The following is a 22,090-nucleotide window of genomic DNA, read 5'->3' on the forward strand; positions in this document are numbered from 1 at the left end:
GGAGCGTGGGTCGGGCAATATCCTTCGCTACACTCGGCGCATCTTTCCCCGAACAACAAGGCTGTTTGCTATGCAAAATCGCATGATGATCACTGGCGCGGGCTCGGGCTTAGGTCGCGAAATCGCGTTGCGCTGGGCCCGTGAAGGCTGGCAGTTGGCGTTGTCGGATGTCAGCGAGCCTGGCCTGCAGGAAACCTTGAAGCGGGTTCGCGAAGCCGGCGGCGATGGTTTTATCCAGCGTTGCGATGTGCGTGACTACAGTCAACTGACCGCCTTCGCCCAGACCTGCGAAGAGAAGCTCGGCGGCATCGATGTGATCGTCAACAATGCCGGCGTTGCCTCCGGCGGATTCTTCAATGAACTGTCCCTGGAAGACTGGGACTGGCAGATCGCGATTAACCTGATGGGCGTGGTCAAGGGTTGCAAGGCTTTCCTGCCACTGCTGGAAAAAAGTAAAGGCAAAATCATTAACATCGCCTCCATGGCAGCCCTGATGCAAGGCCCGGCCATGAGCAACTACAACGTCGCCAAGGCGGGCGTGGTGGCATTGTCCGAAAGCCTGCTGATCGAACTGGCGCAGCAGGAAATCGGCGTACACGTGGTGTGCCCGTCGTTCTTCCAGACCAACCTGCTGGATTCCTTTCGTGGCCCGACGCCCGCGATGAAAGCCCAGGTTGGCAAACTGCTCGAGAGTTCGCCGATCACTGCCGCCGACATTGCGGATTACATCTACCAACACGTCGCCGCCGGAGAGTTCATGATCCTGCCCCACGAACAGGGCCGCATGGCCTGGGCGATCAAACAGAAAAATCCGCAACTGCTCTACAACGAAATGACGCTCATGGCCGACAAAATGCGCGCCAAGGCCAAACAAACCGCAGACTGAACTTGCCCGGACGCAACACCGTCGTTAGGGTGGCCGCAACCGGCCATCCCAGCGAGACGTTTGCATGCTCAATTACCTGTGGTTTTTCCTCGCCGCGCTGTTTGAAATCGCCGGCTGCTTTGCTTTCTGGATGTGGCTGCGCCAAGGCAAAAGCGCCTGGTGGGTCGTGCCGGCGCTGCTCAGCCTGACCTTGTTTGCAGTGCTGCTGACCCGGGTCGAAGCGACCTACGCCGGTCGCGCCTATGCCGCCTACGGCGGCATCTACATCATTGCGTCAATTGGCTGGCTGGCGGTGGTCGAGCGGATTCGCCCGCTGGGCTCGGACTGGTTCGGCGTGGCGCTGTGTGTGATAGGGGCCAGCGTCATCCTTTTCGGCCCGCGCCTATCCGCTTCCTGACGGACCTGTCCTACATTTAACGGGTTTGTCAGACGTTTCCGTAAGGGTGGTGCGCCGAGCGTTGTAGGCTGGGACTGATTTGCCTGCATCGCATTGAAGCCCCGCGCAGCGCCGGGCATCTTCAAGGTCCGGTAACCCTGAAGGACGAATACCATGCTTGTACTTAGCCGCGTTGTAGGCGAATTGATTTCCATCGGTGACAACATTACGGTGCGCATTGTGGCCGTCAACGGCGGTAGTGTGCGCTTCGGCGTAGAAGCGCCACCCAACGTCAATGTGCACCGGGCTGAAGTCTATGAGCGCATTCAGGTCAAACGGGCAAAAGCCAAAAGTCGCTGAACATCTCAGTCAAACAGGTGCTTGGGCACATCATGCTTGAGCATTAACTGGCATTGCTCGCTTTCCGGATCGAAGACAATCAGCGCCTGGCCCTTGGTCAATGCCTGGCGCACACGCAATACACGGGTTTCCAGCGGAGTGTCATCACCGTTGTCTGTGCCGTCACGGGTCACGAAATCCTCGATCAGGCGGGTCAGGGTGTCGACTTCAAGTTGGTCGTGGGGAATCAGCATAGGTACCTCGGCTAAACAATGGCGCGATGCTACGGCGAATGAAGGATTGCGGCTAGTCTGGGGGGAATGGGCGTCTGGCCTGACGCCTTCGTCGGAACGCCGCCCGGAGCAGGCTCGCTCCCACAAATTGACCGAGTTCCTGCAGGAGGAGCGTAGTCAACTGTGGGAGCGAGCCTGCTCGCGAAGGCGATGGAACAGGCGGCACACGATAAGTTATAAGTTGGGGCGTCAGACTTTTCCGCGGACCAGTTGGCGCAAGGCAAAACGGTTGGGGTGACACGCCTCGGCGACCGTCCGTGGCAGCGGCAATGGTTCGTTATCCAGCCAAGCCGCCAGCAGCTCTCCCGACAGTGGGGCGGTGATCAGGCCGCGAGAGCCATGCCCACTGTTCACATAGAAACCCTCAAGCCAGGGGCAAGGAATGTCGGGGACCTGGCGGGCGTCTTTACTCAGTGCGGCATACGCGTCGGCGAAGGCCTCGTGTTCGGCCAGCGGGCCAACGATCGGCAAGTAGTCCGGGCTGGTACAACGGAACGCGGCGCGTCCTTCAAGTTGTTGCGGGTCCAGCTTCTGAGCGTGCAGTCGAGTGGCCAGGTCGGGGGAGATTTCCTCCAGCAAGGCCAGGTTGCCGAGGTGTTCGGCGACGGTCGGGGTCAGCTCATCACTCTTGAAATCGAAGCTGGCCCCGAGGGTGTGTTCACCCAGGCGTGCCGGTGCGACATAGCCTTCGGCGCAGACAACGGTGACCAGGCTTTGGCTTTCCGGGGTTTGCGCCAGTCGGGTGATTTGACCACGAATACGTTTGAGGGGCAGTTCGGCGCTTTGCGCGAAACGTTTGATCTCGGCTGCACCGGCCAGAATCACCACCGGGGCACTGGCCAGCAGAACGTCACCGTCCCAGGCTTGCCACTGGTTATCGACCTTGCGCAAATCCAGCACTTCACGATGAGGCAGCCACTGAATATTGGTTGAGGACGCCTGCCAATGGCATAACGCTGGCGGGTGAACCCAGCCACCTTCCGGGAAGAACAGTCCTGCGTGTTCCAGGGCGATGCCTGCCTGCACCTCAGCCTGAGGTTGATCTAGCAAGTGCACCAGATCTGGAGCGAACGCTGCGGCCAATTGCGCCTGACGTTGCGCTTCCTTGGCATTGAACGCCAGTTGCAGAACACCGCAATCGTCCCAGTCAACGCCTCGATGCAAATGCTCGAGCAACCGCCGGGTGTAGCCAAAACCGCTGACAATCAACTGCGAAAGTGCGGTGCCATGCGCCGAAAGCTTGAGGTACAACACACCCTGAGGATTGCCCGAGGCTTCCTGCGCCAGGGCGTCGTGCCGTTCCAGCAGACTCACGTGCCAACCCCGTGCCGCAAGGCTGGCGGCGCTGGCGCATCCCGCCAGACCCGCGCCGATCACCAGCGCTTGACGTTCGCCGGTCAGCGGCGTCGGGCGCGCGAACCACGGTTTGGCCACGGCTGGCGCCGCTGCGTCTTGCGGCCAACCGAGAAAAACGCCCCGAAGGATTTCCCATTTGTGGCCAATGCCAGGGGTGCGCTTCATCTTGAAACCCGCCGCATTCAGCAGGCGCCGCACCCAACCGGTGCTGGTGAAGGTGCTGATGGTTGCGTCGGGCGCGGCCAGGCGGGCCAGTTCGGCAAACAGCTCGGCGGTCCACATGTCGGGATTTTTCGCCGGGGCAAAACCGTCGAGAAACCAGGCGTCGATCTGCGCGTCCAGTTGCGGCAACTGCTCCAGCGCATCGCCGATGAGCAGGGTCAGGGTGACTCGGCCATTATCCAGCACCAGGCGCTGGAAACCTTGATGGATCGCCACGTATTGCGCTAACAGCTGATCGGCAAACAGGGTGAGTTCAGGCCACAAGGCCAGGGCTCGTTGCAGGTCGGGCAGACTCAGTGGATATTTTTCGACGCTGACAAAATGCAACCGCGCACCGGCCACCGCATGCTGTTGGAATAGTTGCCAGGCGCACAGAAAATTTAACCCGGTGCCGAAGCCGGTCTCGCCAATCACCAGTCGACCGCCCGCGGGCAACGCGGCGAAGCGCTCACGCAAAGCGTTCTGTTCGAGGAATACATAACGGGTTTCATCAAGGCCCGACTTGTCCGAAAAATAGACATCGTCGAACACCCGCGAACGCGGGAGCCCTTGGTCGTCCCAGTCGAGCTGGGCGTGGGGCAATACAGGTTTCATGGCAGGCTCGGCAACGACAAGGCGGCCATTCTAGCCGATTGCGGAGGCGGTGCTTGATCCGTGGCAAGGTGCGCGTTAGCGGACCCGCTGAAAATCTGTAGCAGCTGCCGAAGGCTGCGTTCGATCGCGCAGCGGTCGTAAATCCTGAGTTCACGTTTTACCTGAAAAAGTACATTGCCTGATTTTGCGATCGCTGCGTGATCGAACGCAGCCTTCGGCAGCTGCTACAGGAAACTATCGTTGCTGCGGAAAAAGGGATTTCTCCCACGGAAAACAACTCAATCCGCTAGTCTTGCTCTATCCGGGAAGGGAGTCATCCATGTTCGAATCTGCTGAAATTGGTCACGCCATCGACAAAGAAACCTATGACGCCGAAGTGCCAGTCCTGCGTGAAGCATTGCTGGAAGCGCAGTTCGAGCTACAGCAACAAAAACGTTTTCCGGTGATCATTTTGATCAATGGCATCGAAGGAGCGGGCAAGGGCGAAACGGTCAAATTGCTCAACGAGTGGATGGACCCGCGCTTGATCGAAGTTCGCACCTTTGATCAGCAGACCGACGAAGAGCTGGCGCGGCCACCGGCGTGGCGCTACTGGCGGATGTTGCCTGCCAAGGGCCGCATGGGGGTTTTCTTTGGCAATTGGTACAGCCAGATGCTGCAAGGCCGGATCAATGGTGTGTTCAAGGACCCTCGTCTCGATCAGGGTATCAACGCCGCCGAGCGACTGGAGAAGATGCTGTGCGATGAAGGCGCGCTGATCGTCAAGTTCTGGTTCCACCTCTCCAAGAAGCAAATGAAGGCCCGTCTCAAAGCCTTGGCGGATGACCCGCTGCACAGCTGGCGCATCAGTCCGCTGGACTGGCAACAGTCCCAGACCTATGACAAGTTTGTGAAATATGGCGAACGCATTCTGCGCCGCACCAGCCGTGACTATGCGCCATGGCATGTGATCGCCGGAATGGATGCGCGTTATCGCAGCCTGGCGATGGGCAAGATTCTGCTGGAAGGCCTGCAAGGTGCCCTGAGTCGTCCCAAGATTCACCCCGACAAAGTCAGCGCCGCGCCATTGCTCAGCAGCGTCGATCAGATGAACTTGCTGGACAGCCTCGATCTGACTTTGCATCTGGACAAGGACGATTACGAGGAACAACTGATCACCGAGCAGGCGCGTTTTTCCGGGCTGATGCGTGACAAGCGCATGCGTCGGCATGCCTTGGTGGCGGTGTTCGAAGGCAACGACGCGGCCGGCAAGGGGGGGGCGATCCGCCGGGTGGCTGCCGCGCTGGACCCGCGTCAATACAGCATCGTGCCGATCGCTGCGCCGACCGAGGAGGAGCGGGCGCATCCGTATCTTTGGCGTTTCTGGCGGCATCTTCCGGCACGGGGCAAATTTACCGTGTTCGACCGATCCTGGTATGGCCGGGTACTGGTAGAGCGCATCGAGGGCTTTTGCAGCCCGGCCGACTGGTTACGTGCCTATAGTGAAATCAACGACTTCGAAGAGCAGATCGCCGATGCCGGAGTGATCGTGGTCAAATTTTGGCTGGCCATCGACAAGCAGACTCAACTGGAGCGGTTCGAGGAACGCGAACAGATCCCCTTCAAGCGCTTCAAGATCACCGAAGATGACTGGCGCAATCGTGAGAAATGGGACAACTATCGCGCTGCCGTCAGTGACATGGTCGATCGCACCAGCACCGAGATTTCGCCCTGGACCCTGGTGGAGGCCAATGACAAGCAGTGGGCGCGCGTCAAGGTCTTGCGCACCATCAACCGTGCGCTGGAAGAGGCGTTCGAAAAGTCCGACAAGCATGAGAAAAAGCTGCTGAAAAGTAAGCGGTAAGCCCATGGTTACGCATACGCGGGGTGAATGATTGTCGCTGTAGGTAATGGGGTGGACTTATGCTCGGTCCACTCTCAACCCACAACAACAATGAGGTATGCCATGCGTGAAGTGGTGATCGTCGACAGTGTGCGGACCGGCCTGGCCAAGTCCTTTCGCGGCAAGTTCAACCAGACCCGTCCTGACGACATGGCGGCGCATTGTGTCGATGCCTTGTTGAGGCGCACGGGCATTGACCCGGCCAGCGTCGAAGACTGCATCGTCGGCGCCGGCTCCAACGAAGGCGCCCAGGGTTACAACATCGGTCGCAACGTCGCGGTGTTGTCGCGTCTGGGCATCGGCACCGCCGGCATGACCCTGAACCGTTTCTGCTCGTCGGGCTTGCAGGCGATCGCCATTGCTGCCAACCAGATCGCTTCGGGGTGCAGCGACATCATCGTCGCCGGTGGCGTCGAGTCCATCAGCCTCACGATGAAAAGCGTGAACACCGATAACCTGATCAACCCGCTGCTCAAAGAGCAGGTGCCGGGCATCTACTTCCCAATGGGCCAGACGGCCGAAATCGTCGCTCGTCGTTACAACGTCAGCCGTGAAGAGCAGGACCTGTACGCCCTGCAAAGCCAGCAACGCACCGCCCAGGCTCAAGCTGCCGGGTTGTTCGACGATGAAATCGTGCCGATGACGGTGAAGTATCGGGTTGAAGACAAGGCGACCGGCGAGGTGAAAATCCTCGACGGCATCGTCGATCACGATGACTGCAATCGCCCGGACACCACACTGGACAGTCTGGCGGGATTGAACCCGGTGTTTTCCGAAGACGGTTCGGTCACGGCTGGTAACTCCTCGCAACTGTCCGACGGCGCCTCCATGACCCTGGTCATGAGCCTGGAAAAAGCCCTGGCGCTGGGCCTGAAGCCGAAAGCCTTCTTCCGCGGTTTTACCGTGGCCGGGTGTGCGCCGGATGAAATGGGTATCGGCCCGGTTTTTTCAGTGCCGAAACTGCTCAAGGCCAAAGGTTTGCAGATTGCCGACATTGACCTGTGGGAGCTCAATGAAGCATTCGCCTCCCAGTGCCTGTATAGCCGCAACCGGCTGGGGATCGATAACGGGAAATACAACGTCAATGGTGGCTCGATCTCTATCGGCCATCCGTTCGGCATGACTGGTTCACGTCAGGTCGGGCACCTTGTTCGTGAGTTGCAGCGACGCACACTGCGTTACGGCATCGTCACCATGTGCGTGGGGGGCGGGATGGGGGCTACGGGGTTGTTTGAAGCGGTGCGTTAAATCTCGACAGTTTGTGGTGAATGTTACATCGCCTTCGCGAGCAGGCTCCCACATTTGACCGCATTCCAATTTGAAAACTCGGTCAATGTGGGAGCGAGCCTGCTCGCGAAGGGCAGCGCTCCGATCTAACGCCTGGATTTCCCGTACCGTGCCCATTTAACGTTGCGACCTGTACAGTTTCATTCGCGGCCAACGGCAAACTGTCCCTGTGTGCCGCACGACTCTGCGCCTAGAATGACCGATCTGGTTTTCTGGTCTTGGGGTTCGCATGCACATTTCATCGGGTCGTTGGGTTTACGGTCTGTTCCTGGCCCTGTTGACCGCGGTGCTGTGGGGAATCCTGCCGATCAAACTCAAACAAGTGCTGCTGGTGATGGACCCGGTGACGGTGACGTGGTTTCGCCTGACAGTTTCCGGTGGGTGCCTGTTCATTTACCTGGCGGCGACCAAACGTCTGCCAAGCCGAGCAGCTCTCGGCCCGCGCGGTGGTTGGCTGGTGTTGATGGCGGTGCTCGGTCTGGTGGGCAACTATGTGCTGTACCTGATGGGCCTGAACCTGCTCAGCCCCGGCACCGCTCAGTTGGTGGTGCAAATGGGGCCGATCATGCTGCTGATCGCCAGCCTGTTTGTGTTCAAGGAGCGGTTCAGCGTGGGGCAGGGCATTGGCTTGCTGGTGCTGCTTATTGGTTTCGGCCTGTTTTTCAATCAGCGCCTGACTGAGTTGCTCACGTCCCTGACGGATTACACCGCGGGCGTTTTGCTGGTGCTGTCGGCTTCAACGGTCTGGACGTTCTATGCGCTGGGGCAGAAACAACTGCTGACGGTGTGGAATTCGTTGCAGGTCATGATGGTGATCTACCTGTTTTGCGCGCTGTTGCTGACGCCGTGGGTACACCCGCTGGAAGCGCTGCAACTGAACCCGCTGCAAGGTTGGCTATTGCTGGCGTGCTGCATGAACACCTTGATTGCCTATGGCGCGTTCGCTGAAGCGCTGGCGCATTGGGAGGCTTCGCGGGTGAGTGCGACCTTGGCGATCACACCGTTGGTGACCTTTGTTGCGGTGGCGTTCGCAGCATGGATGTGGCCAGAGTATGTGCATGCCGAGACGATCAACGGTTTGGGGTATGGCGGGGCGGTGCTGGTGGTGCTGGGATCGGCGCTGGTGGCCTTGGGGCCATCGCTGATAGCGGGGCTTCGAGCTCGAAAGGTACGGATGGCAGCAGGTTAACCGCATTATCGTTCTTCGCGAGCAGGCTCGCTCCCACAGAGATCTATGTCGCACTTCAAATCCCTGTGGGAGCGAGCTTGCTCGCGATGGCGGACTAACTGTCAACGCAGATCTCAGCCCTTGGCCCCTGCCTCCAACATATTCTCCGGCCGCACCCACGCTTCAAACTCGGCATCCGTCAGATACCCCAACTGCAACGCCGCCTCACGCAATGTCAGCCCTTCGGCATACGCCTTCTTGGCAATTTCCGCCGACTTGTCATAGCCGATATGCGGATTCAGCGCGGTCACCAACATCAATCCACGCTCCAGATGTTCAGCCATTTTTGCCGCATCCGGTTCCAGGCCGGCGATGCAATGCTGCTGGAAGTTGCTGCAGCCATCGCCCAGCAGGCGGATCGATTGCAGCAGGTTGTGGATGATCACGGGTTTGAACACGTTCAATTGCAAGTGCCCCTGACTTGCCGCGAAGCCGATGGCGACGTCGTTGCCCATCACTTGGCACGCCAGCATCGACAAGGCTTCGCACTGGGTGGGATTGACCTTGCCGGGCATGATCGAGCTGCCCGGCTCGTTGGCAGGCAGTTTTACTTCAGCGAGACCGGCTCGCGGGCCAGAACCCAGCAAGCGCAGGTCGTTGGCGATTTTCATCAGGGTCACGGCGAGGGTTTTCAGCGCGCCGGACAACGTGGTCAGCGGCTCATGGCCGGCGAGGGCGGCGAATTTGTTCGGCGCGGTGATGAACGGTAGGCCTGAGAGCGCGGCCAGTTCGGCGGCGATGGCCTCGCCAAAACCGTGCGGCGAATTCAGTCCGGTGCCGACAGCAGTGCCGCCCTGGGCCAGTTCACAGACGGCCGGCAGGGCGCTGCGGATCGCCCGATCGGCGTAATCCAGTTGTGCGATGAACGCCGAAATCTCCTGGCCGAACGTAATCGGCGTGGCGTCCATCATGTGGGTGCGGCCGGTCTTGACCAGTTTCATGTGCCGCGCCGAGAGCTCGGCCAATCCGCCGGACAATTCGCTGATCGCTGGCAATAAATGGTGCTGCACGGCCTGAACGGTGGCGATGTGCATGGCGGTGGGGAAGCAGTCGTTGGAACTCTGGGAGCGGTTGACATGATCGTTCGGATGAACCGGCTCTTTGCCGCCGCGAGGGTTTCCGGCCAGTTCATTGGCACGCCCGGCGATCACTTCGTTGACGTTCATGTTGCTCTGGGTGCCGCTACCGGTCTGCCAGACCACCAACGGGAACTGGTCGTCGTGGCTGCCGTCGAGCACTTCGTCGGCCGCCTGTTCAATCAGTCGGGCGATGTCGGCGGGCAGATCGCCATTGCGGTTGTTGACCCGTGCCGCGGCTTTCTTGATCAGCGCCAGGGCATGCAGTACCGCCAGCGGCATGCGCTCGTTGCCGATGGCGAAGTTAATCAGAGAGCGTTGCGTCTGAGCGCCCCAGTAGGCTTCATCCGGGACTTCCACCTGGCCAAGGCTGTCGGTTTCGATACGGCTCATCATGCACACTCCTGTCGGTCTGATAGGGCAGTTTAGGCCCTGATCGCCGACCGTGGTTCCATCCGTGTGGAATTTGATCGTTCAACCCCTCTAAATCAGGCCCCACAAGGCTTGGGGTTGAGTGACACACTTTTTTAGGCGCAGAATAGACGCCCTTGGGGTATGACCTCGCCTGCTAGAAAAGGAAACTCGATGACTCGTCTTCGTGCCATCTGTACCGCGGTTGCACTGGTTTGCGCCAGCGGCCCTGTTTTTGCCGATACCGCCAGCCACAACGCCAGCGCCGAAGCTTTCCTGACCCTGGCGCACGCTGACAAATTGGGCACTCCGGTGTACATGCAAGTGCAGCAAATGTTCGCTCAGCGCTTTGAACAGACCAAAGCGCCTGAATCGAAAAAGGCCGTGCTGGAAACGTATCAGGCCAAAGCCAACGCTGCACTGAACGCGGCCATTGGCTGGGACAAACTGAAGCCGGACATGGTCAAGCTGTACACCACCAACTTCAGCGAATCCGAGTTGAAAGACCTGGTTGCGTTCTACCAGTCGCCACTGGGCAAGAAAGTCCTGGAAAAAATGCCGCAGCTGACTCAGCAATCGGCCCAGATGACCCAAGCCAAGCTGGAAAGCGCGGTGCCTGTGGTCAACAAGTTGCTGGATGACATGACCAACGAGCTGGCGCCTAAAGGCGCTGCCGCTCCAGCCAAGAAAAAGCCTTAAGCGGAGTTCGGTATGACCATGCAGCAACGCATCGAATCGACGTTGGGCCTGTTGCAGCCCGAGCATCTGCAAGTGCTGGATGAAAGCCACATGCACAGCCGTGGGTTGCAAACCCACTTCAAGGCGGTGGTGGTCAGCCAGCAGTTCGAAGGGCTCAATCGCGTCAAGCGTCACCAAAAAGTCTACGGCACGCTCGGCGAGCTGATGGGCGAGTTCCATGCGTTGGCGCTGCATACCTACACGCCAGAGGAATGGGCACAGATCGATGCGGCTCCGGCCTCGCCGACCTGTGCAGGCGGAGAGAAGCAGCAAAAACAGCTTTAAGCTGCAAGCTCCAAGTTCAAGGCATCGCGCTTCTGGCTCGCAGCTTGAAGCTTGCCGCTAACCGCTGCTCCTTTGCTACAATCCGCAACGCGCCGCTGCCCCGGCGCGTTTTTTTTCGCATCCGGTTCACCCCTTACGAGGGTAGCCACCTGGAGAATCACCCATGACACAACAGATTGTCGTGGCGGCACTTTATAAGTTCGTCACTCTGGAAGATTACATCGACCTGCGCGAGCCACTGCTGCAAGCAATGGTCGACAACGGCATCAAAGGCACGCTGCTGATCGCCGAAGAAGGCATCAACGGCACTGTGTCCGGTAGCCGCGAAGGCATCGACGGGTTGATGGCCTGGCTCAAGAACGATCCGCGCATGGACGACATCGACCACAAGGAATCGTACTGCGACGATCAGCCGTTCTATCGCACCAAAGTCAAACTCAAGAAAGAAATCGTCACCCTGGGCGTCGAAGGCGTGGACCCGAACAAAAAGGTCGGCACTTACGTTGACCCGCAGAACTGGAACGCGCTGATCAGCGATCCAGAAGTGTTGTTGATCGACACCCGCAACGACTACGAGGTCTCGATCGGCACCTTTGAAGGCGCCATCGACCCGAAGACCACCAGTTTTCGTGAATTCCCCGACTACATCAAAGAACACTTCGACCCGGCTGTGCACAAGAAAGTCGCGATGTTCTGCACCGGCGGCATTCGCTGTGAAAAAGCCTCGAGCTACATGCTCAGCCAGGGTTTTGACGAGGTCTACCACCTCAAGGGCGGGATCCTGAAGTACCTCGAAGAGGTGCCGCTGGAAGAAACCAAATGGCAGGGCGACTGCTTTGTGTTCGATAACCGGGTCACCGTTCGCCACGATCTGAGCGAAGGCGATTACGATCAATGTCATGCCTGTCGTACACCGGTTAGCGCCTCTGACCGTGCGTCCGAGCATTACGTGGCCGGCATCAGTTGCCCGCATTGCTGGGATAAGCTGAGCGAGAAGACCCGCCGCAGTGCCATCGATCGGCAGAAGCAGATCGAACTGGCCAAGGCGCGCAACATGCCGCACCCAATCGGCTACAACTACAAGAAAGCACCTTCGGAGGCTTGAATCATGTCTGTACGCCGCTTGCTCTATGTGATGGATCCGATGTGTTCCTGGTGCTGGGGCTTTGCGCCGGTGGCCAACGCGCTGGTCGAGCAGGCGCAAGCGGCGGGTGTGGACGTGCATCTGGTCGTAGGCGGTTTGCGCACGGGCAGTGGTGCGGCGATGGAGCCGACCACCCGACGCTATATCCTTGAGCATTGGCAGGCGGTCACAGAGGCTACCGGTCAACCATTCAAGCTGGAAGGCGCATTGCCCGAGGGTTTTGTCTACGACACCGAACCTGCCTGTCGGGCGCTGGTGACTGCGCGCAGCCTGGCACCCGATTGCGCGTGGAAACTGCTCGGGCTGATTCAGCACGCGTTTTACGCCGAAGGGCGCGATGTCACACACGCCAGTGTGCTGGTGGAACTGGCGGAGCAGGCCGGGTTACCACGCATCGAATTCGCCGCTGCGTTCGACCGTGCGGACCAGCACGCCGCGACGGCCGCCGATTTCACCTGGGTGCAAGACCTGGGCATTGCCGGTTTCCCGACCTTGTTGGCTGAGCGTGATGGTCAATTGGCGTTGTTGACCAATGGCTATCAGCCTCTAAGTGTACTGTCACCGCTGCTCGGCCGTTGGCTGGAGCGCGCGGCCTGTGCATGACCTGCCCGATGACGCGCCAGCTCCCAAGCGTGTTGACCGTCTGAGCTGGGCGGAAATCCGTCGGCTGGCACTTCATCACAAGAAATCCCTATGGATCGCCAACGGCGTGGCCGTGCTGGCGACCCTGTGCAGCGTACCCATTCCCTTGCTTCTACCGTTGCTGGTGGACGAAGTGCTACTGGGGCACGGCGACGCCGCACTGAAGATCATGAACCATGCGCTGCCTGAAGGTTGGCAGAAAGCGGCAGGCTACATTGGCTTGATGCTGCTGGTGACCTTGACCCTGCGTTGCGCCGCGTTGCTGTTCAACGTCGTGCAGGCGCGATTGTTCGCGGCGTTGGCCAAGGACATCGTCTACCGTATTCGCGTGCGCCTGATCGAGCGACTCAAGCGCATCTCGTTGAGTGAGTATGAAAGCCTGGGCAGCGGCACGGTCACCACGCACCTGGTGACTGACCTGGATACGCTGGACAAATTCGTTGGCGAAACCCTGAGCCGTTTCCTTGTCGCCATGCTGACACTGGTCGGCACCGCCGGCATTCTGATGTGGATGCATTGGAAACTGGCGCTGTTGATTTTATTGTTCAATCCACTGGTGATCTATGCCACGGTGCAGTTGGGCAAACGGGTCAAACACCTGAAGAAACTCGAGAACGACAGCACCTCGCGTTTTACCCAGGCGTTGACCGAAACCCTCGACTCGATCCAGGAAGTGCGCGCAGGCAATCGTCAGGGTTTTTTCCTTGGGCGCCTGGGCCAACGCGCCCGGGAGGTGCGCGATTACGCGGTGAGTTCGCAATGGAAAACCGATGCCTCAAACCGTGCCAGCGGTTTGTTATTCCAGTTCGGTATCGATATTTTTCGCGCGGCCGCCATGCTCACGGTGTTGTTTTCCGACCTGTCCATCGGCCAGATGCTGGCGGTGTTCAGCTACCTGTGGTTCATGATTGGTCCGGTCGAACAGCTGCTGAATCTGCAATACGCCTATTACGCTGCCGGCGGCGCGTTATCGCGGATCAACGAGTTGCTGGCTCGGGCCGATGAGCCCGAATACCCGGGCGGTGTCGACCCGTTCAATGGTCGTGAAACCGTTGGCATTGAAGTCCAGGGATTGAGTTTCGGGTACGGCGACGAACTGGTGTTGAATCAGATGAACCTGTCGATCGCCCCCGGTGAAAAAGTCGCGATCGTCGGCGCCAGCGGTGGCGGCAAAAGCACGCTGGTGCAATTGCTGCTGGGCCTGTACACGCCGCTGGCCGGGACCATCCGTTTCGGTGGTTCGACCCAGCAAGAGATCGGCCTGGAAACGGTGCGGGAAAATGTCGCCGTGGTCCTGCAACATCCGGCGCTGTTCAACGACACCATCCGCGCCAACCTGACTATGGGCCGCGAACGCAGCGACGAGGCCTGCTGGCAGGCGTTGGAGATTGCTCAGTTGCACCACACGGTTCGTGAGTTGCCCAACGGCCTGGACAGCATCGTCGGACGTTCCGGCGTGCGATTATCCGGCGGGCAGCGTCAACGCCTGGCGATTGCGCGGATGGTGCTGGCCGAGCCCAAGGTAGTGATCCTCGACGAGGCCACCTCGGCACTGGACGCCGCCACCGAATACAACCTGCACCAGGCGTTGGCGCGATTCTTGAGCAACCGCACCACGCTGATCATTGCGCACCGGTTGTCTGCGGTGAAGCAGGCTGATCGAGTGCTGGTGTTCGATGGCGGGCAAATTGCCGAAGACGGTGACCATCAGCAGTTGATTGCTGATGGTGGGTTATACGCCAAGCTTTATGGGCATTTGCAGCAGCACTAGATTAGTGCCATAAGACGTTCAGGGCATTTTCCCTGCCGTCGTAACCGAATTCCTTGATAACAACCGAACAGGATTCGCAGGGTGGCATGGTGGTGGCGACGTTAACCGTTCCGATCGATCTGGGATCGGGGTATTTTTCGCGAATCACGCTGATCAACTTGCTTTCGCTGTCCAGTGACGTGGGCTTGCGAGTCAGTATCGGGCTATAGCTTTCAATATCTTTTATTGTCGCCGGCACAGCGAGTAATTTGCCTTCATCAGACACGCGGAGTGATGTGCTGGGAAAAACTTCGTTCATATCAACATTGAAGTAGGTCGTTTCGCCTACCTTGACCTGATCTGCGCCAAGATTATGTCTGAACAACGGCAGATGTCCGGTCGCCCCCTGCGCTCCCGAAACACTGACATAAACCTCCCGCTTCCCGGTGGCGGTGACAACTTCGGCATAGGCGATGTTTCTAGCATTGAACGGGCGCTGGTGACGAGGGATAAGGTTGTGAAGCTTTTTCATCGTGCTGTCGATCCTCAATGCGCTGTCGGTATTCTTCAGCACGATGCTCGGCTCAAGGAACAATGTATCGAAAATTTCCACTGTTCTTTGACGGAAGGCTTCTGGTGCGACCTTGCTGCGCGACCAGCTTGTCGCACCTTTCGGCAGCTGGGTGACAATCATTCGGGTCGAGTGATCGAACATCAACGCCTCGCCGGGGCTGGTATCGACCTTCAGCCATTTCATGTTGGTTGGCGGAGTGGCGCTGGTACCAATGCGAATGGCGATCCTTTCCATGGTTTCCATTGCCCGCTCGATGGCATCGACGCCGTAGATGCGGGCGACGTTGTTGGCGCCCAGAGAGCCGGTATATACACGCAATAGCTCTGCGCCTTCTGTACCTTCGGCCAGTTCGGCCTTGAGCAACCGTTTCAATGTCAGTGGTTCGGTCAGGCTTTGTCCGGCGAGTACTGTCGTGTGGTAGTACTTGTCGGTATTGAGTCGAGTGAAAACGTGGGTCTTGGTCTCATCGATGGACGGCACCAGAATGGCCCCGACCCTGTGCAGGTCGTCAGTGCCTTCATACGCCCCTCGAACCTCGATACGGCCGTAAATGCCTTTGCGAAATTGCAGGTTGGTCGAAATTTCCTTGCCGGGTACCAACCAGTCCTTGGCGAAGCCCAGTGTAGTGAAGTGCTCTTTATGAGCGGTGAGCACGTTATCCACGTCTTTATAAACCACCCCATCACGGGCGAAAAACGCTCCTTCATGACCCGGCCGGGTAGCCGGGGTCGACAGCCTGTCTCCAAACCATGGCGCGTATCCTTTGGTTTCGTCGAATGAACCGAGCGCAGGCGTAGGGGCCGGATCACCGGTCACATAACTGTTGATACAGGCGTCACTCCCAGGCATGCGGCGGGGGCGGCAAGGGACGAGTTTCAACGCCTCACTGTCATCAATCAGATCGACACGACGCAACACATCGCCATCCAGTCGGTACGGCACATCATCAAGAAACAGCGTGGTCCGGCCATCGATTTCAAGTACCTCGCGCACGCTCGTGTTTTCAGAAAGATCGACGAGGGTCTGGTTGTTGGTCTTTTTCAGGGGGGCGTAGTGGGATCGCCCCTGCGAAAGCTCACCGGCCCTGGTCGGTAGCGTCGGGCCATACGGTTTGGATGAAAGCGGATCGATCAGGCGATAGTCGGACTTGCCGGAGCTCGTCAGATTACGTACGGGTACGTCGTCGACGCCTCTGACGCGGGCTAATTGATCGCCATCCGCCAAGGGCCTCCAACGTTCTGCCTCGCCAGTCTGCGGCAGGCTGTGGACGAAATCGTAGTGACCGGTTCTTCCCGCCAGTCCCTTTAGTTTGCCAAGGGCAAATCGCCCGCCCTTCCACGCGGTGGTGCCTAATACTTTAAGCAGTGACGGAATACCATCTAGCGGGTTGAGCGCACTCAACGTCGAAATCAGTAGTTTTTTTGTCAGTGATGTAAAGGCTGGGAGGGTGGCTCGCAGACTCAGTCGGGCCGTGGTGGTTATCACCCTTACCGAGCCAGACACGAATTTGCCAAATGGCAGTCCGAATGACAGCAGGTCGGTGAACAGGCCAAAAGCTCCCATGGGATAACGGTTTTTGTCACCGGACATCAGGTCTTCGATACTGCCCCAGAACGGTACAACCATTTTTATGATCGCTAGCCCAGTCTCTGTTTGCTCGTCTTCAAGTTCAAACTGTGTCTGCCCATAAGCGCTTTTGCGGAGGGCAACCGGGTCCACAAACAACAACGCTGTTGCGATGTGATGGCTGATTGCAGCTGAGCGGCTAGACGATAATGTCAGTGGGGCACCTTGGGTATTTTGTGCAGGTTTGGGTGTTGCGGTGAGCGTATCTCCCAGTTGTTCGATAATGGCCTGGCAGTCAGTTTGTTTTTTGGGTGCTGTGCCGTTTAAATGAGCGTCCCAATCAAACGGCACTGTTTTATGACGCAGTACCTTGACGGTAGAGGTCCCGTTTTTGGAGACACGCCATTTTTCAGATTTGAGTTCGCCACCGAACAGCTTTGAGTCCAGATTTTCAATGCGACGTAACATTCCCACTCTGGGCAGTAGTTCGTAACAAGTGGTCTGGTGCTCATAGGTTGCCTGCAGTATCAAGCCATTGCGAGCTCTGAGCGGCAGAATGATTTCCGGCGTTTCATTATCGGCCTCGACAAGGTTGGTTTGCATTCTCAGGCTGTGGACCTTGATCTCGCCAAATTCCAGTGCCTGACGGTCGGTATACGGCAGCGATGCCAGTAGGCTTTTAATCAGCGTTTCATAGGCTGCGGTAATCCGTTCCAGATGGTGCTTGAAGTCGTTGTCGAAAAGCGTTTTGACGTCGAGCAACTTAGCAAACGGTGACAGGACCTTTTGTCGGCCTCCCCACCCTTCGCCCAGTGAAATCCCGTTGGACTTTATCGTTCGGCTCTCATCAATCTGAATCCATTTTGAGCTTAGGGTGGTGCCATCAGCTTCTGTTACAAACCATTTTTTCTGATCGTCAAACTTGCCGGAGGCAAGGACGTCGAGGAGTGAGTAAGAGTCGTACCCTTTTCCTCTGAGGAACGGCGTATCACGCGAATAAAGGATGGGTTCCATTTGTGTCCTGGCCAGCTTTCGGCCGTCCGAGGTGAAGGCGACCTTTCCAAAGAGCCTTTCCAGTTCATTTTTGGCCATGGATAACCGTTGGGGGGCTTCTTCATCGATTCGGACAATGGCTTCATTGAGTTCGTTAGTCTGTTTGTCCAGTTCTGAAAGCGCTCGATCAATATCGTCTTGCGTGTAATCTTTACGGCTTTTTTGCGCAATGACGCCCTGGGCTACTGCCCAGTCCAGTGTAGGAAGCAGTCTCGCCAGGCCGATTTGGCTCAATTGTTCCTGGGTCGCCCCCTCAGATAGCTGGATCGGCAGGTTGACCAGCTGCTCAAAGCGCAGTCTGCCTAACAGCCCAGGGTCGGTCGCATTGACGATGTTCACGCCGTTGACGAAATTTACCCAGACCACGGTACTTCGGTACGCAAGATCCACCGGAATACCCCGGACCCGAAACTCGGCTGGAAACAGGGGCAGAAACAATCGTGCAATAACGATCGCCTCTTTCTCCGACGATGCCTGTTTTGAAGTGAGTAGATGTGCTTCAAACTCGGCGCGAATCGCTTGATAACTCTTTCCCCAATTTGCACGGGCCTGCAAGGCGTATCCGGCAATCTGGTCAGGATTTTCACTGGTCCGTGAAGCCAGCCAAAGCTGCAGTGCGTTGGCAATCAGTTTGGTACGGATGTAGGGCGAGGTCTCTTCACCTATCTCACCCCCGTACCAATCCATCGCCGACAACAAGAGGATTCCCAGCGTCTCGGCTTTAGCGCTTTGCAGAATTTTTTGCAGATAAATCGTCGGCGTTGCCCTGACTTGTTCAACGGTTGCCCCGGCAAGAATGTCGTTGGCGAGGTAGGTCAGCGGTGATGTACTTCCCTCAGGCAGAAACTGGTTTACGGTTTCGATTATTTCCGCCCGGATGATGTCGGCATGCACTGTTTGCGTATCGACCTGTGAGGGATTGGGCGATCGCCGTCGGCTGGCTCGAAATGCCGCACGATCTTCGTCGGTGGGGCGTCGCCTCAGCTCGAGGATGTCGAAATCGTCCTCCAGCTTCAAATGATGACTGGCGATATTTTCTTGAAGGGCAAACTTCGCGGCGGCATGTTCATGCACATTTTGCCGTATCCACGGTGCAAGACCGTAAAACCAGCATATCCTTTCCATGCTGATAGTGCGGTTAGAGTTTATCGCTCCTCCCAGTGATGTGGCTGCCATTTCGATCCGGGGTTTAAGTGCTTGCCATTTTGCGTGTTCCGTCAAAGGCAACGTGACTCGATTCCCATCGATTCCCCAGGTTTGATAGATGTATTTGCCATCTTCCAAGCTGACGTAAAGGTCAAGTAGCTGCAATTCGAGGTTTGTGCACAAATCCATGAAATCTTGATCGCGCAGCAATTGCCACATTGCGCTGAATCCGTCTTCACTTACCCTATGCAGCGGTGAAAAAGGCCGTATCGGTATTGAATTATGCAGATTGATATCGCCCATGGCGGTCAGCATAAGTTCGTAATCTTCCAGCTGGCCTGTATGTAGTTGTGCGGCAGAGGGTATCGAGGGGGGCAACGCGGTCGCCGTTGCGCCTGAAGTAGTTGTTTGCATGAGAGATGTCTCTTGATAGTCGGTTGGTCTGTGCACCGCTTAAGGGCGATGAAGTCGTGGTCCGATTTCAAGCGAAAAAGAGAGGGGAGGAGCGGTATATAGATATAGGACGGAGGGTATTTTTTCGAAGAACTGTTTGTCGCTCTGGTTGCCAGCAGCGAACGGAAAAAGCAGATATTTACAGGGACTTGTTCACAGTAACGGGCTTCTCGCTTGCCGGGATCAAGAACGCACCCTAGTCTAGCTATAGCGATCACGTTGGATGATGATCTGGCAGTGCTATAACAAGGGATCTCATGAATCAAACACGGACTCTCGGAACGCCACGGTTGCTGGGCATCGTCTGGCCATTTATCGCCGTTGTGTTATTTCAGGCCCTGCTGGGCGGCGTTAGCTTGTACGTGCTCTCGGCGGTTCGTGGTTATGTCGCGGGTGAAAGCTTGTGGTCCAAGGGCCAGAAAGACGCCATCTATTACCTCAATCTCTATGCCGACAGTCGCGACGAAACGATTTTCCTCAAATATCAGAATGCAATTGCCGTGCCTCAAGGTGGCCACGAATTGCGCCTGGCGCTGGATCTTCATCCACCGAATATCGAGGCGGCACGACTGGCGATCCTCAAGGGTGGCAACCACCCGGATGACGTCCCCAGTTTGATCTGGCTGTACCTCAATTTCCGCCATTTCAGTTACCTCCAGAAAGCCATTGATCTGTGGACGGTAGGTGACGGGTACCTGGTGCGACTCAATGACGTCGCGCAGGAAATGCATCAGCACATCACCGCCACACAGACTACCGACGCCGACATCAAGCGTTGGAAGGAACAGATATTCGATATCAATGATGAGGTGACGCCGGCCGCGAAGGCCTTCAGCGATGCGCTGGGCGAGGGCTCACGGGTGATTCTGCGCCTGCTGCTGGTGACGAACCTCGCGACCGCGCTTGGCCTGATCGCGCTGGCCTTAATGCGCACCCACAAGCTGCTCAAACAACGCCATGCGTTCGCCGAGGCCCTTCAATTGGAGAAAGACCGGGCCCAGATCACCCTGCAATCGATTGGCGATGGGGTGATTACCACGGATGTCGAAGGGGCGATCGCCTACATGAACCCGGCCGCCGAAGCATTAACCCACTGGAAGGCCGAGCAGGCGACGGGTTTGCCATTGGCGGCGCTGTTCAATTTGCTGGACGAGAACGCTCAGGCCGATGGCTTTACGTTGATCGAGCACATTTTAAGCGGCCAGCTCAGTGGTGGCAGCGAACATTCCAAATTGATCCAGCGCCTGGATGGCAGCACGGTTTCAGTGACCCTGGTCGGTGCGCCGATCCGCAATGCCGGTAAAGTCAGCGGCACCGTGCTGGTGCTGCACGACATGACCCAGGAGCGGCAATACATCGCCAACTTGTCCTGGCAGGCGACTCACGATGCCTTGACCGGCCTCGCCAACCGCCGCGAATTCGAGTATCGCCTGGAACAGGCCCTGCATCAGCTGACGCGTCAGACGGGGCGCCATGCCCTGATGTTCCTCGATCTTGACCAGTTCAAGTTAGTCAACGATACCTGTGGTCACGCAGCAGGAGACGAGTTGCTGCGGCATATTTGCGCACTGTTGCAGTCAGGTCTGCGCGAAGGCGACACCCTGGCCCGGCTGGGCGGTGACGAGTTCGGCATCCTGCTGGAGAACTGTGCACCGGAAGCGGCGGAAAAGATCGCCGAGAACTTGCGCCAGACCGTGCAAAACCTGCATTTCGTCTGGAAGGGCCGGCCGTTTGTGACGACCGTAAGCGTCGGCCTGGTTCATATCAATCAGGCTCCGACGACCCTCGAAACCTCGCTGCGTGCAGCCGATATGGCGTGTTACATGGCTAAGGAAAAGGGCCGCAACCGCGTTCAGGTCTACCATGCCGACGATTCGGAGCTGTCACTGCGCTTCGGCGAGATGGCTTGGGTGCAACGCTTGCACATGGCGTTGGAAGAAGATCGTTTCTGCTTGTACTCGCAGGAAATTGCGCCTCTTGGTCATAGCGGGCAAGGCGGTGGGCATATAGAAATTCTGCTGCGCCTGCATGATGAGGCCGGGCGCATGATTTTGCCGGACAGTTTTATTCCGGCCGCCGAGCGTTACGGCCTGATGACTTCCCTGGATCGTTGGGTCGTGCAGAACGTTTTCAAGATCATCGCCCAATGCATCGCCGAGAAGCGCAAAGGGCCGTTGGCCATGTGTGCGATCAATCTGTCAGGCACGACCATCGGAGATGAGGCATTTCTGACCTTCCTGCGTGAACAGTTCGTTGCTTACGCCATACCGCCTGAAATGATTTGTTTTGAAATCACTGAAACCAGCGCAATTTCCAATCTCGGAAGCGCAATCAGATTTATCAATGAGCTCAAAGGCTTAGGTTGCCACTTTTCGCTGGACGACTTTTGTGCCGGTATGTCCTCATTCGCCTACCTGAAACATTTGCCTGTAGACTTCCTGAAGATTGACGGGAGTTTCGTAAAGGACATGCTGGACGACCCGATTAACCGCGCCATGGTTGAGGTGATCAACCACATCGGTCATGTCATGGGTAAGCGTACGATTGCAGAGTTTGTTGAAACACCGCAGATTGAGCAGGCACTCTTGGAAATCGGGGTGGATTACGCTCAAGGGTATGTCATTGAACGCCCGCATCTGTTTACCTGCGACAGTTTACAAAGTCGTCCTGCCAGGCCTCAGCCTTTGTTGTTCAAGGCACCAGGCACGTTCCGTTGAAATCTCTTGCTGATCCTAACAATCACAATCAAAAGGAGCTCGACAGTGATCGACACATTCAGCCGAACCGGA

Annotated in this window: 16 protein-coding genes; 12 read left to right on the plus strand and 4 right to left on the minus strand. The window is 57.5% G+C overall.

All coding sequences use genetic code 11. The features are described 5' to 3' along the window. Window positions 1-70 precede the first annotated feature (70 nt). The 3 genes from ACM6IR_RS20935 to csrA all read left to right on the plus strand — a co-directional run bounded on the left by ACM6IR_RS20935 (window position 71) and on the right by csrA (window position 1,622). The gene (locus ACM6IR_RS20935; protein ID WP_414909460.1) at window positions 71-886 is read left to right on the plus strand and encodes an SDR family oxidoreductase; all 816 of its coding nucleotides are present in this window, start codon (window positions 71-73) and stop codon (window positions 884-886) included. A 64-nt stretch (window positions 887-950) separates the two neighbouring features. Beyond that, window positions 951-1,283 carry a YnfA family protein gene (locus tag ACM6IR_RS20940; protein ID WP_414909461.1) on the plus strand — a complete coding sequence of 111 codons (333 nt, stop codon included), beginning with the start codon at window positions 951-953 and terminating at the stop codon, window positions 1,281-1,283. 153 nt (window positions 1,284-1,436) lie between these two features. Then, on the plus strand, window positions 1,437-1,622 hold the full coding sequence (gene csrA / locus ACM6IR_RS20945; RefSeq protein ID WP_414909462.1) for a carbon storage regulator CsrA: 186 nt from the start codon (window positions 1,437-1,439) through the stop codon (window positions 1,620-1,622). A gap of 5 nt (window positions 1,623-1,627) precedes the next feature. On the opposite strand, the gene ACM6IR_RS20950 is transcribed toward csrA, so the two are convergent. After that, window positions 1,628-1,855 carry a YheU family protein gene (locus ACM6IR_RS20950; protein ID WP_003199186.1) on the minus strand — a complete coding sequence of 76 codons (228 nt, stop codon included), beginning with the start codon at window positions 1,853-1,855 and terminating at the stop codon, window positions 1,628-1,630. Between the two features lie 228 nt (window positions 1,856-2,083). Further along, the gene (gene mnmC / locus ACM6IR_RS20955; RefSeq protein WP_414909463.1) at window positions 2,084-4,066 is read right to left on the minus strand and encodes a bifunctional tRNA (5-methylaminomethyl-2-thiouridine)(34)-methyltransferase MnmD/FAD-dependent 5-carboxymethylaminomethyl-2-thiouridine(34) oxidoreductase MnmC; all 1,983 of its coding nucleotides are present in this window, start codon (window positions 4,064-4,066) and stop codon (window positions 2,084-2,086) included. A gap of 319 nt (window positions 4,067-4,385) precedes the next feature. On the opposite strand from mnmC, the gene pap reads away from it, so the two are divergent. The 3 genes from pap (at window position 4,386) to ACM6IR_RS20970 (ending at window position 8,424) form a co-directional block, all read left to right on the plus strand. Continuing rightward, window positions 4,386-5,909, plus strand: a complete 1,524-nt coding sequence (gene pap / locus ACM6IR_RS20960) for a polyphosphate:AMP phosphotransferase (RefSeq protein ID WP_414909464.1) — start codon at window positions 4,386-4,388, stop codon at window positions 5,907-5,909. A gap of 102 nt (window positions 5,910-6,011) precedes the next feature. Continuing rightward, window positions 6,012-7,196, plus strand: a complete 1,185-nt coding sequence (locus ACM6IR_RS20965) for a thiolase family protein (RefSeq protein ID WP_414909465.1) — start codon at window positions 6,012-6,014, stop codon at window positions 7,194-7,196. A gap of 268 nt (window positions 7,197-7,464) precedes the next feature. Beyond that, entirely contained in the window at window positions 7,465-8,424 is a 960-nt protein-coding gene (locus tag ACM6IR_RS20970) for a DMT family transporter (RefSeq protein ID WP_414909466.1), read from the plus strand. A gap of 113 nt (window positions 8,425-8,537) precedes the next feature. On the opposite strand, the gene ACM6IR_RS20975 is transcribed toward ACM6IR_RS20970, so the two are convergent. Beyond that, the gene (locus ACM6IR_RS20975) at window positions 8,538-9,932 is read right to left on the minus strand and encodes a class II fumarate hydratase (protein ID WP_414909467.1); all 1,395 of its coding nucleotides are present in this window, start codon (window positions 9,930-9,932) and stop codon (window positions 8,538-8,540) included. Window positions 9,933-10,124: 192 nt separating this feature from the next. Between ACM6IR_RS20975 and ACM6IR_RS20980 the strand changes: the two genes are divergently transcribed. The 5 genes from ACM6IR_RS20980 to ACM6IR_RS21000 all read left to right on the plus strand — a co-directional run bounded on the left by ACM6IR_RS20980 (window position 10,125) and on the right by ACM6IR_RS21000 (window position 14,530). Continuing rightward, complete coding sequence (locus ACM6IR_RS20980; protein WP_414909468.1) at window positions 10,125-10,649, plus strand: DUF2059 domain-containing protein; 525 nt, start codon at window positions 10,125-10,127, stop codon at window positions 10,647-10,649. A gap of 12 nt (window positions 10,650-10,661) precedes the next feature. Beyond that, window positions 10,662-10,973: a BolA family protein gene (locus ACM6IR_RS20985; protein WP_414909469.1), complete on the plus strand. Its 312-nt coding sequence runs from the start codon at window positions 10,662-10,664 to the stop codon at window positions 10,971-10,973. A 163-nt stretch (window positions 10,974-11,136) separates the two neighbouring features. Then, window positions 11,137-12,078 carry a rhodanese-related sulfurtransferase gene (locus ACM6IR_RS20990; protein ID WP_414909470.1) on the plus strand — a complete coding sequence of 314 codons (942 nt, stop codon included), beginning with the start codon at window positions 11,137-11,139 and terminating at the stop codon, window positions 12,076-12,078. 3 nt (window positions 12,079-12,081) lie between these two features. After that, a complete protein-coding gene (locus ACM6IR_RS20995; protein ID WP_414909471.1) occupies window positions 12,082-12,720 on the plus strand; it encodes a DsbA family protein in 639 nt (212 codons plus the stop codon). Next, the gene (locus ACM6IR_RS21000) at window positions 12,713-14,530 is read left to right on the plus strand and encodes an ABC transporter ATP-binding protein (RefSeq protein ID WP_414909472.1); all 1,818 of its coding nucleotides are present in this window, start codon (window positions 12,713-12,715) and stop codon (window positions 14,528-14,530) included. The genes ACM6IR_RS20995 and ACM6IR_RS21000 overlap by 8 nt, the downstream gene beginning before the upstream one ends. Before the next feature lies 1 nt (window position 14,531). Here ACM6IR_RS21000 and ACM6IR_RS21005 read toward each other — a convergent pair whose 3' ends face one another. Beyond that, window positions 14,532-19,262 (minus strand): hypothetical protein, encoded by a 4,731-nt coding sequence (locus ACM6IR_RS21005; protein WP_414909473.1) that lies wholly within the window; start codon window positions 19,260-19,262, stop codon window positions 14,532-14,534. Window positions 19,263-19,558: 296 nt separating this feature from the next. On the opposite strand from ACM6IR_RS21005, the gene ACM6IR_RS21010 reads away from it, so the two are divergent. Further along, window positions 19,559-22,018, plus strand: a complete 2,460-nt coding sequence (locus ACM6IR_RS21010; RefSeq protein WP_414909474.1) for an EAL domain-containing protein — start codon at window positions 19,559-19,561, stop codon at window positions 22,016-22,018. Window positions 22,019-22,090: the final 72 nt, after the last annotated feature.

Source organism: Pseudomonas sp. IT-P253 (assembly GCF_949768125.1).
Taxonomy (GTDB): Bacteria; Pseudomonadota; Gammaproteobacteria; order Pseudomonadales; family Pseudomonadaceae; genus Aquipseudomonas.

Coding starts and splice junctions, on each gene's coding strand:
- ACM6IR_RS20975 (WP_414909467.1), bottom strand. CDS start 9,932: ATGAGCCGTATCGAAACCGACAGCCTTGGCCAGGTGGAAGTCCCGGAT.
- mnmC (WP_414909463.1), bottom strand. CDS start 4,066: ATGAAACCTGTATTGCCCCACGCCCAGCTCGACTGGGACGACCAAGGG.
- ACM6IR_RS20950 (WP_003199186.1), bottom strand. CDS start 1,855: ATGCTGATTCCCCACGACCAACTTGAAGTCGACACCCTGACCCGCCTG.
- ACM6IR_RS20985 (WP_414909469.1), top strand. CDS start 10,662: ATGACCATGCAGCAACGCATCGAATCGACGTTGGGCCTGTTGCAGCCC.
- ACM6IR_RS20965 (WP_414909465.1), top strand. CDS start 6,012: ATGCGTGAAGTGGTGATCGTCGACAGTGTGCGGACCGGCCTGGCCAAG.
- ACM6IR_RS20935 (WP_414909460.1), top strand. CDS start 71: ATGCAAAATCGCATGATGATCACTGGCGCGGGCTCGGGCTTAGGTCGC.
- ACM6IR_RS21010 (WP_414909474.1), top strand. CDS start 19,559: ATGAATCAAACACGGACTCTCGGAACGCCACGGTTGCTGGGCATCGTC.
- ACM6IR_RS20990 (WP_414909470.1), top strand. CDS start 11,137: ATGACACAACAGATTGTCGTGGCGGCACTTTATAAGTTCGTCACTCTG.
- pap (WP_414909464.1), top strand. CDS start 4,386: ATGTTCGAATCTGCTGAAATTGGTCACGCCATCGACAAAGAAACCTAT.
- ACM6IR_RS20980 (WP_414909468.1), top strand. CDS start 10,125: ATGACTCGTCTTCGTGCCATCTGTACCGCGGTTGCACTGGTTTGCGCC.
- ACM6IR_RS20970 (WP_414909466.1), top strand. CDS start 7,465: ATGCACATTTCATCGGGTCGTTGGGTTTACGGTCTGTTCCTGGCCCTG.
- ACM6IR_RS20995 (WP_414909471.1), top strand. CDS start 12,082: ATGTCTGTACGCCGCTTGCTCTATGTGATGGATCCGATGTGTTCCTGG.
- ACM6IR_RS21005 (WP_414909473.1), bottom strand. CDS start 19,262: ATGCAAACAACTACTTCAGGCGCAACGGCGACCGCGTTGCCCCCCTCG.
- csrA (WP_414909462.1), top strand. CDS start 1,437: ATGCTTGTACTTAGCCGCGTTGTAGGCGAATTGATTTCCATCGGTGAC.
- ACM6IR_RS20940 (WP_414909461.1), top strand. CDS start 951: ATGCTCAATTACCTGTGGTTTTTCCTCGCCGCGCTGTTTGAAATCGCC.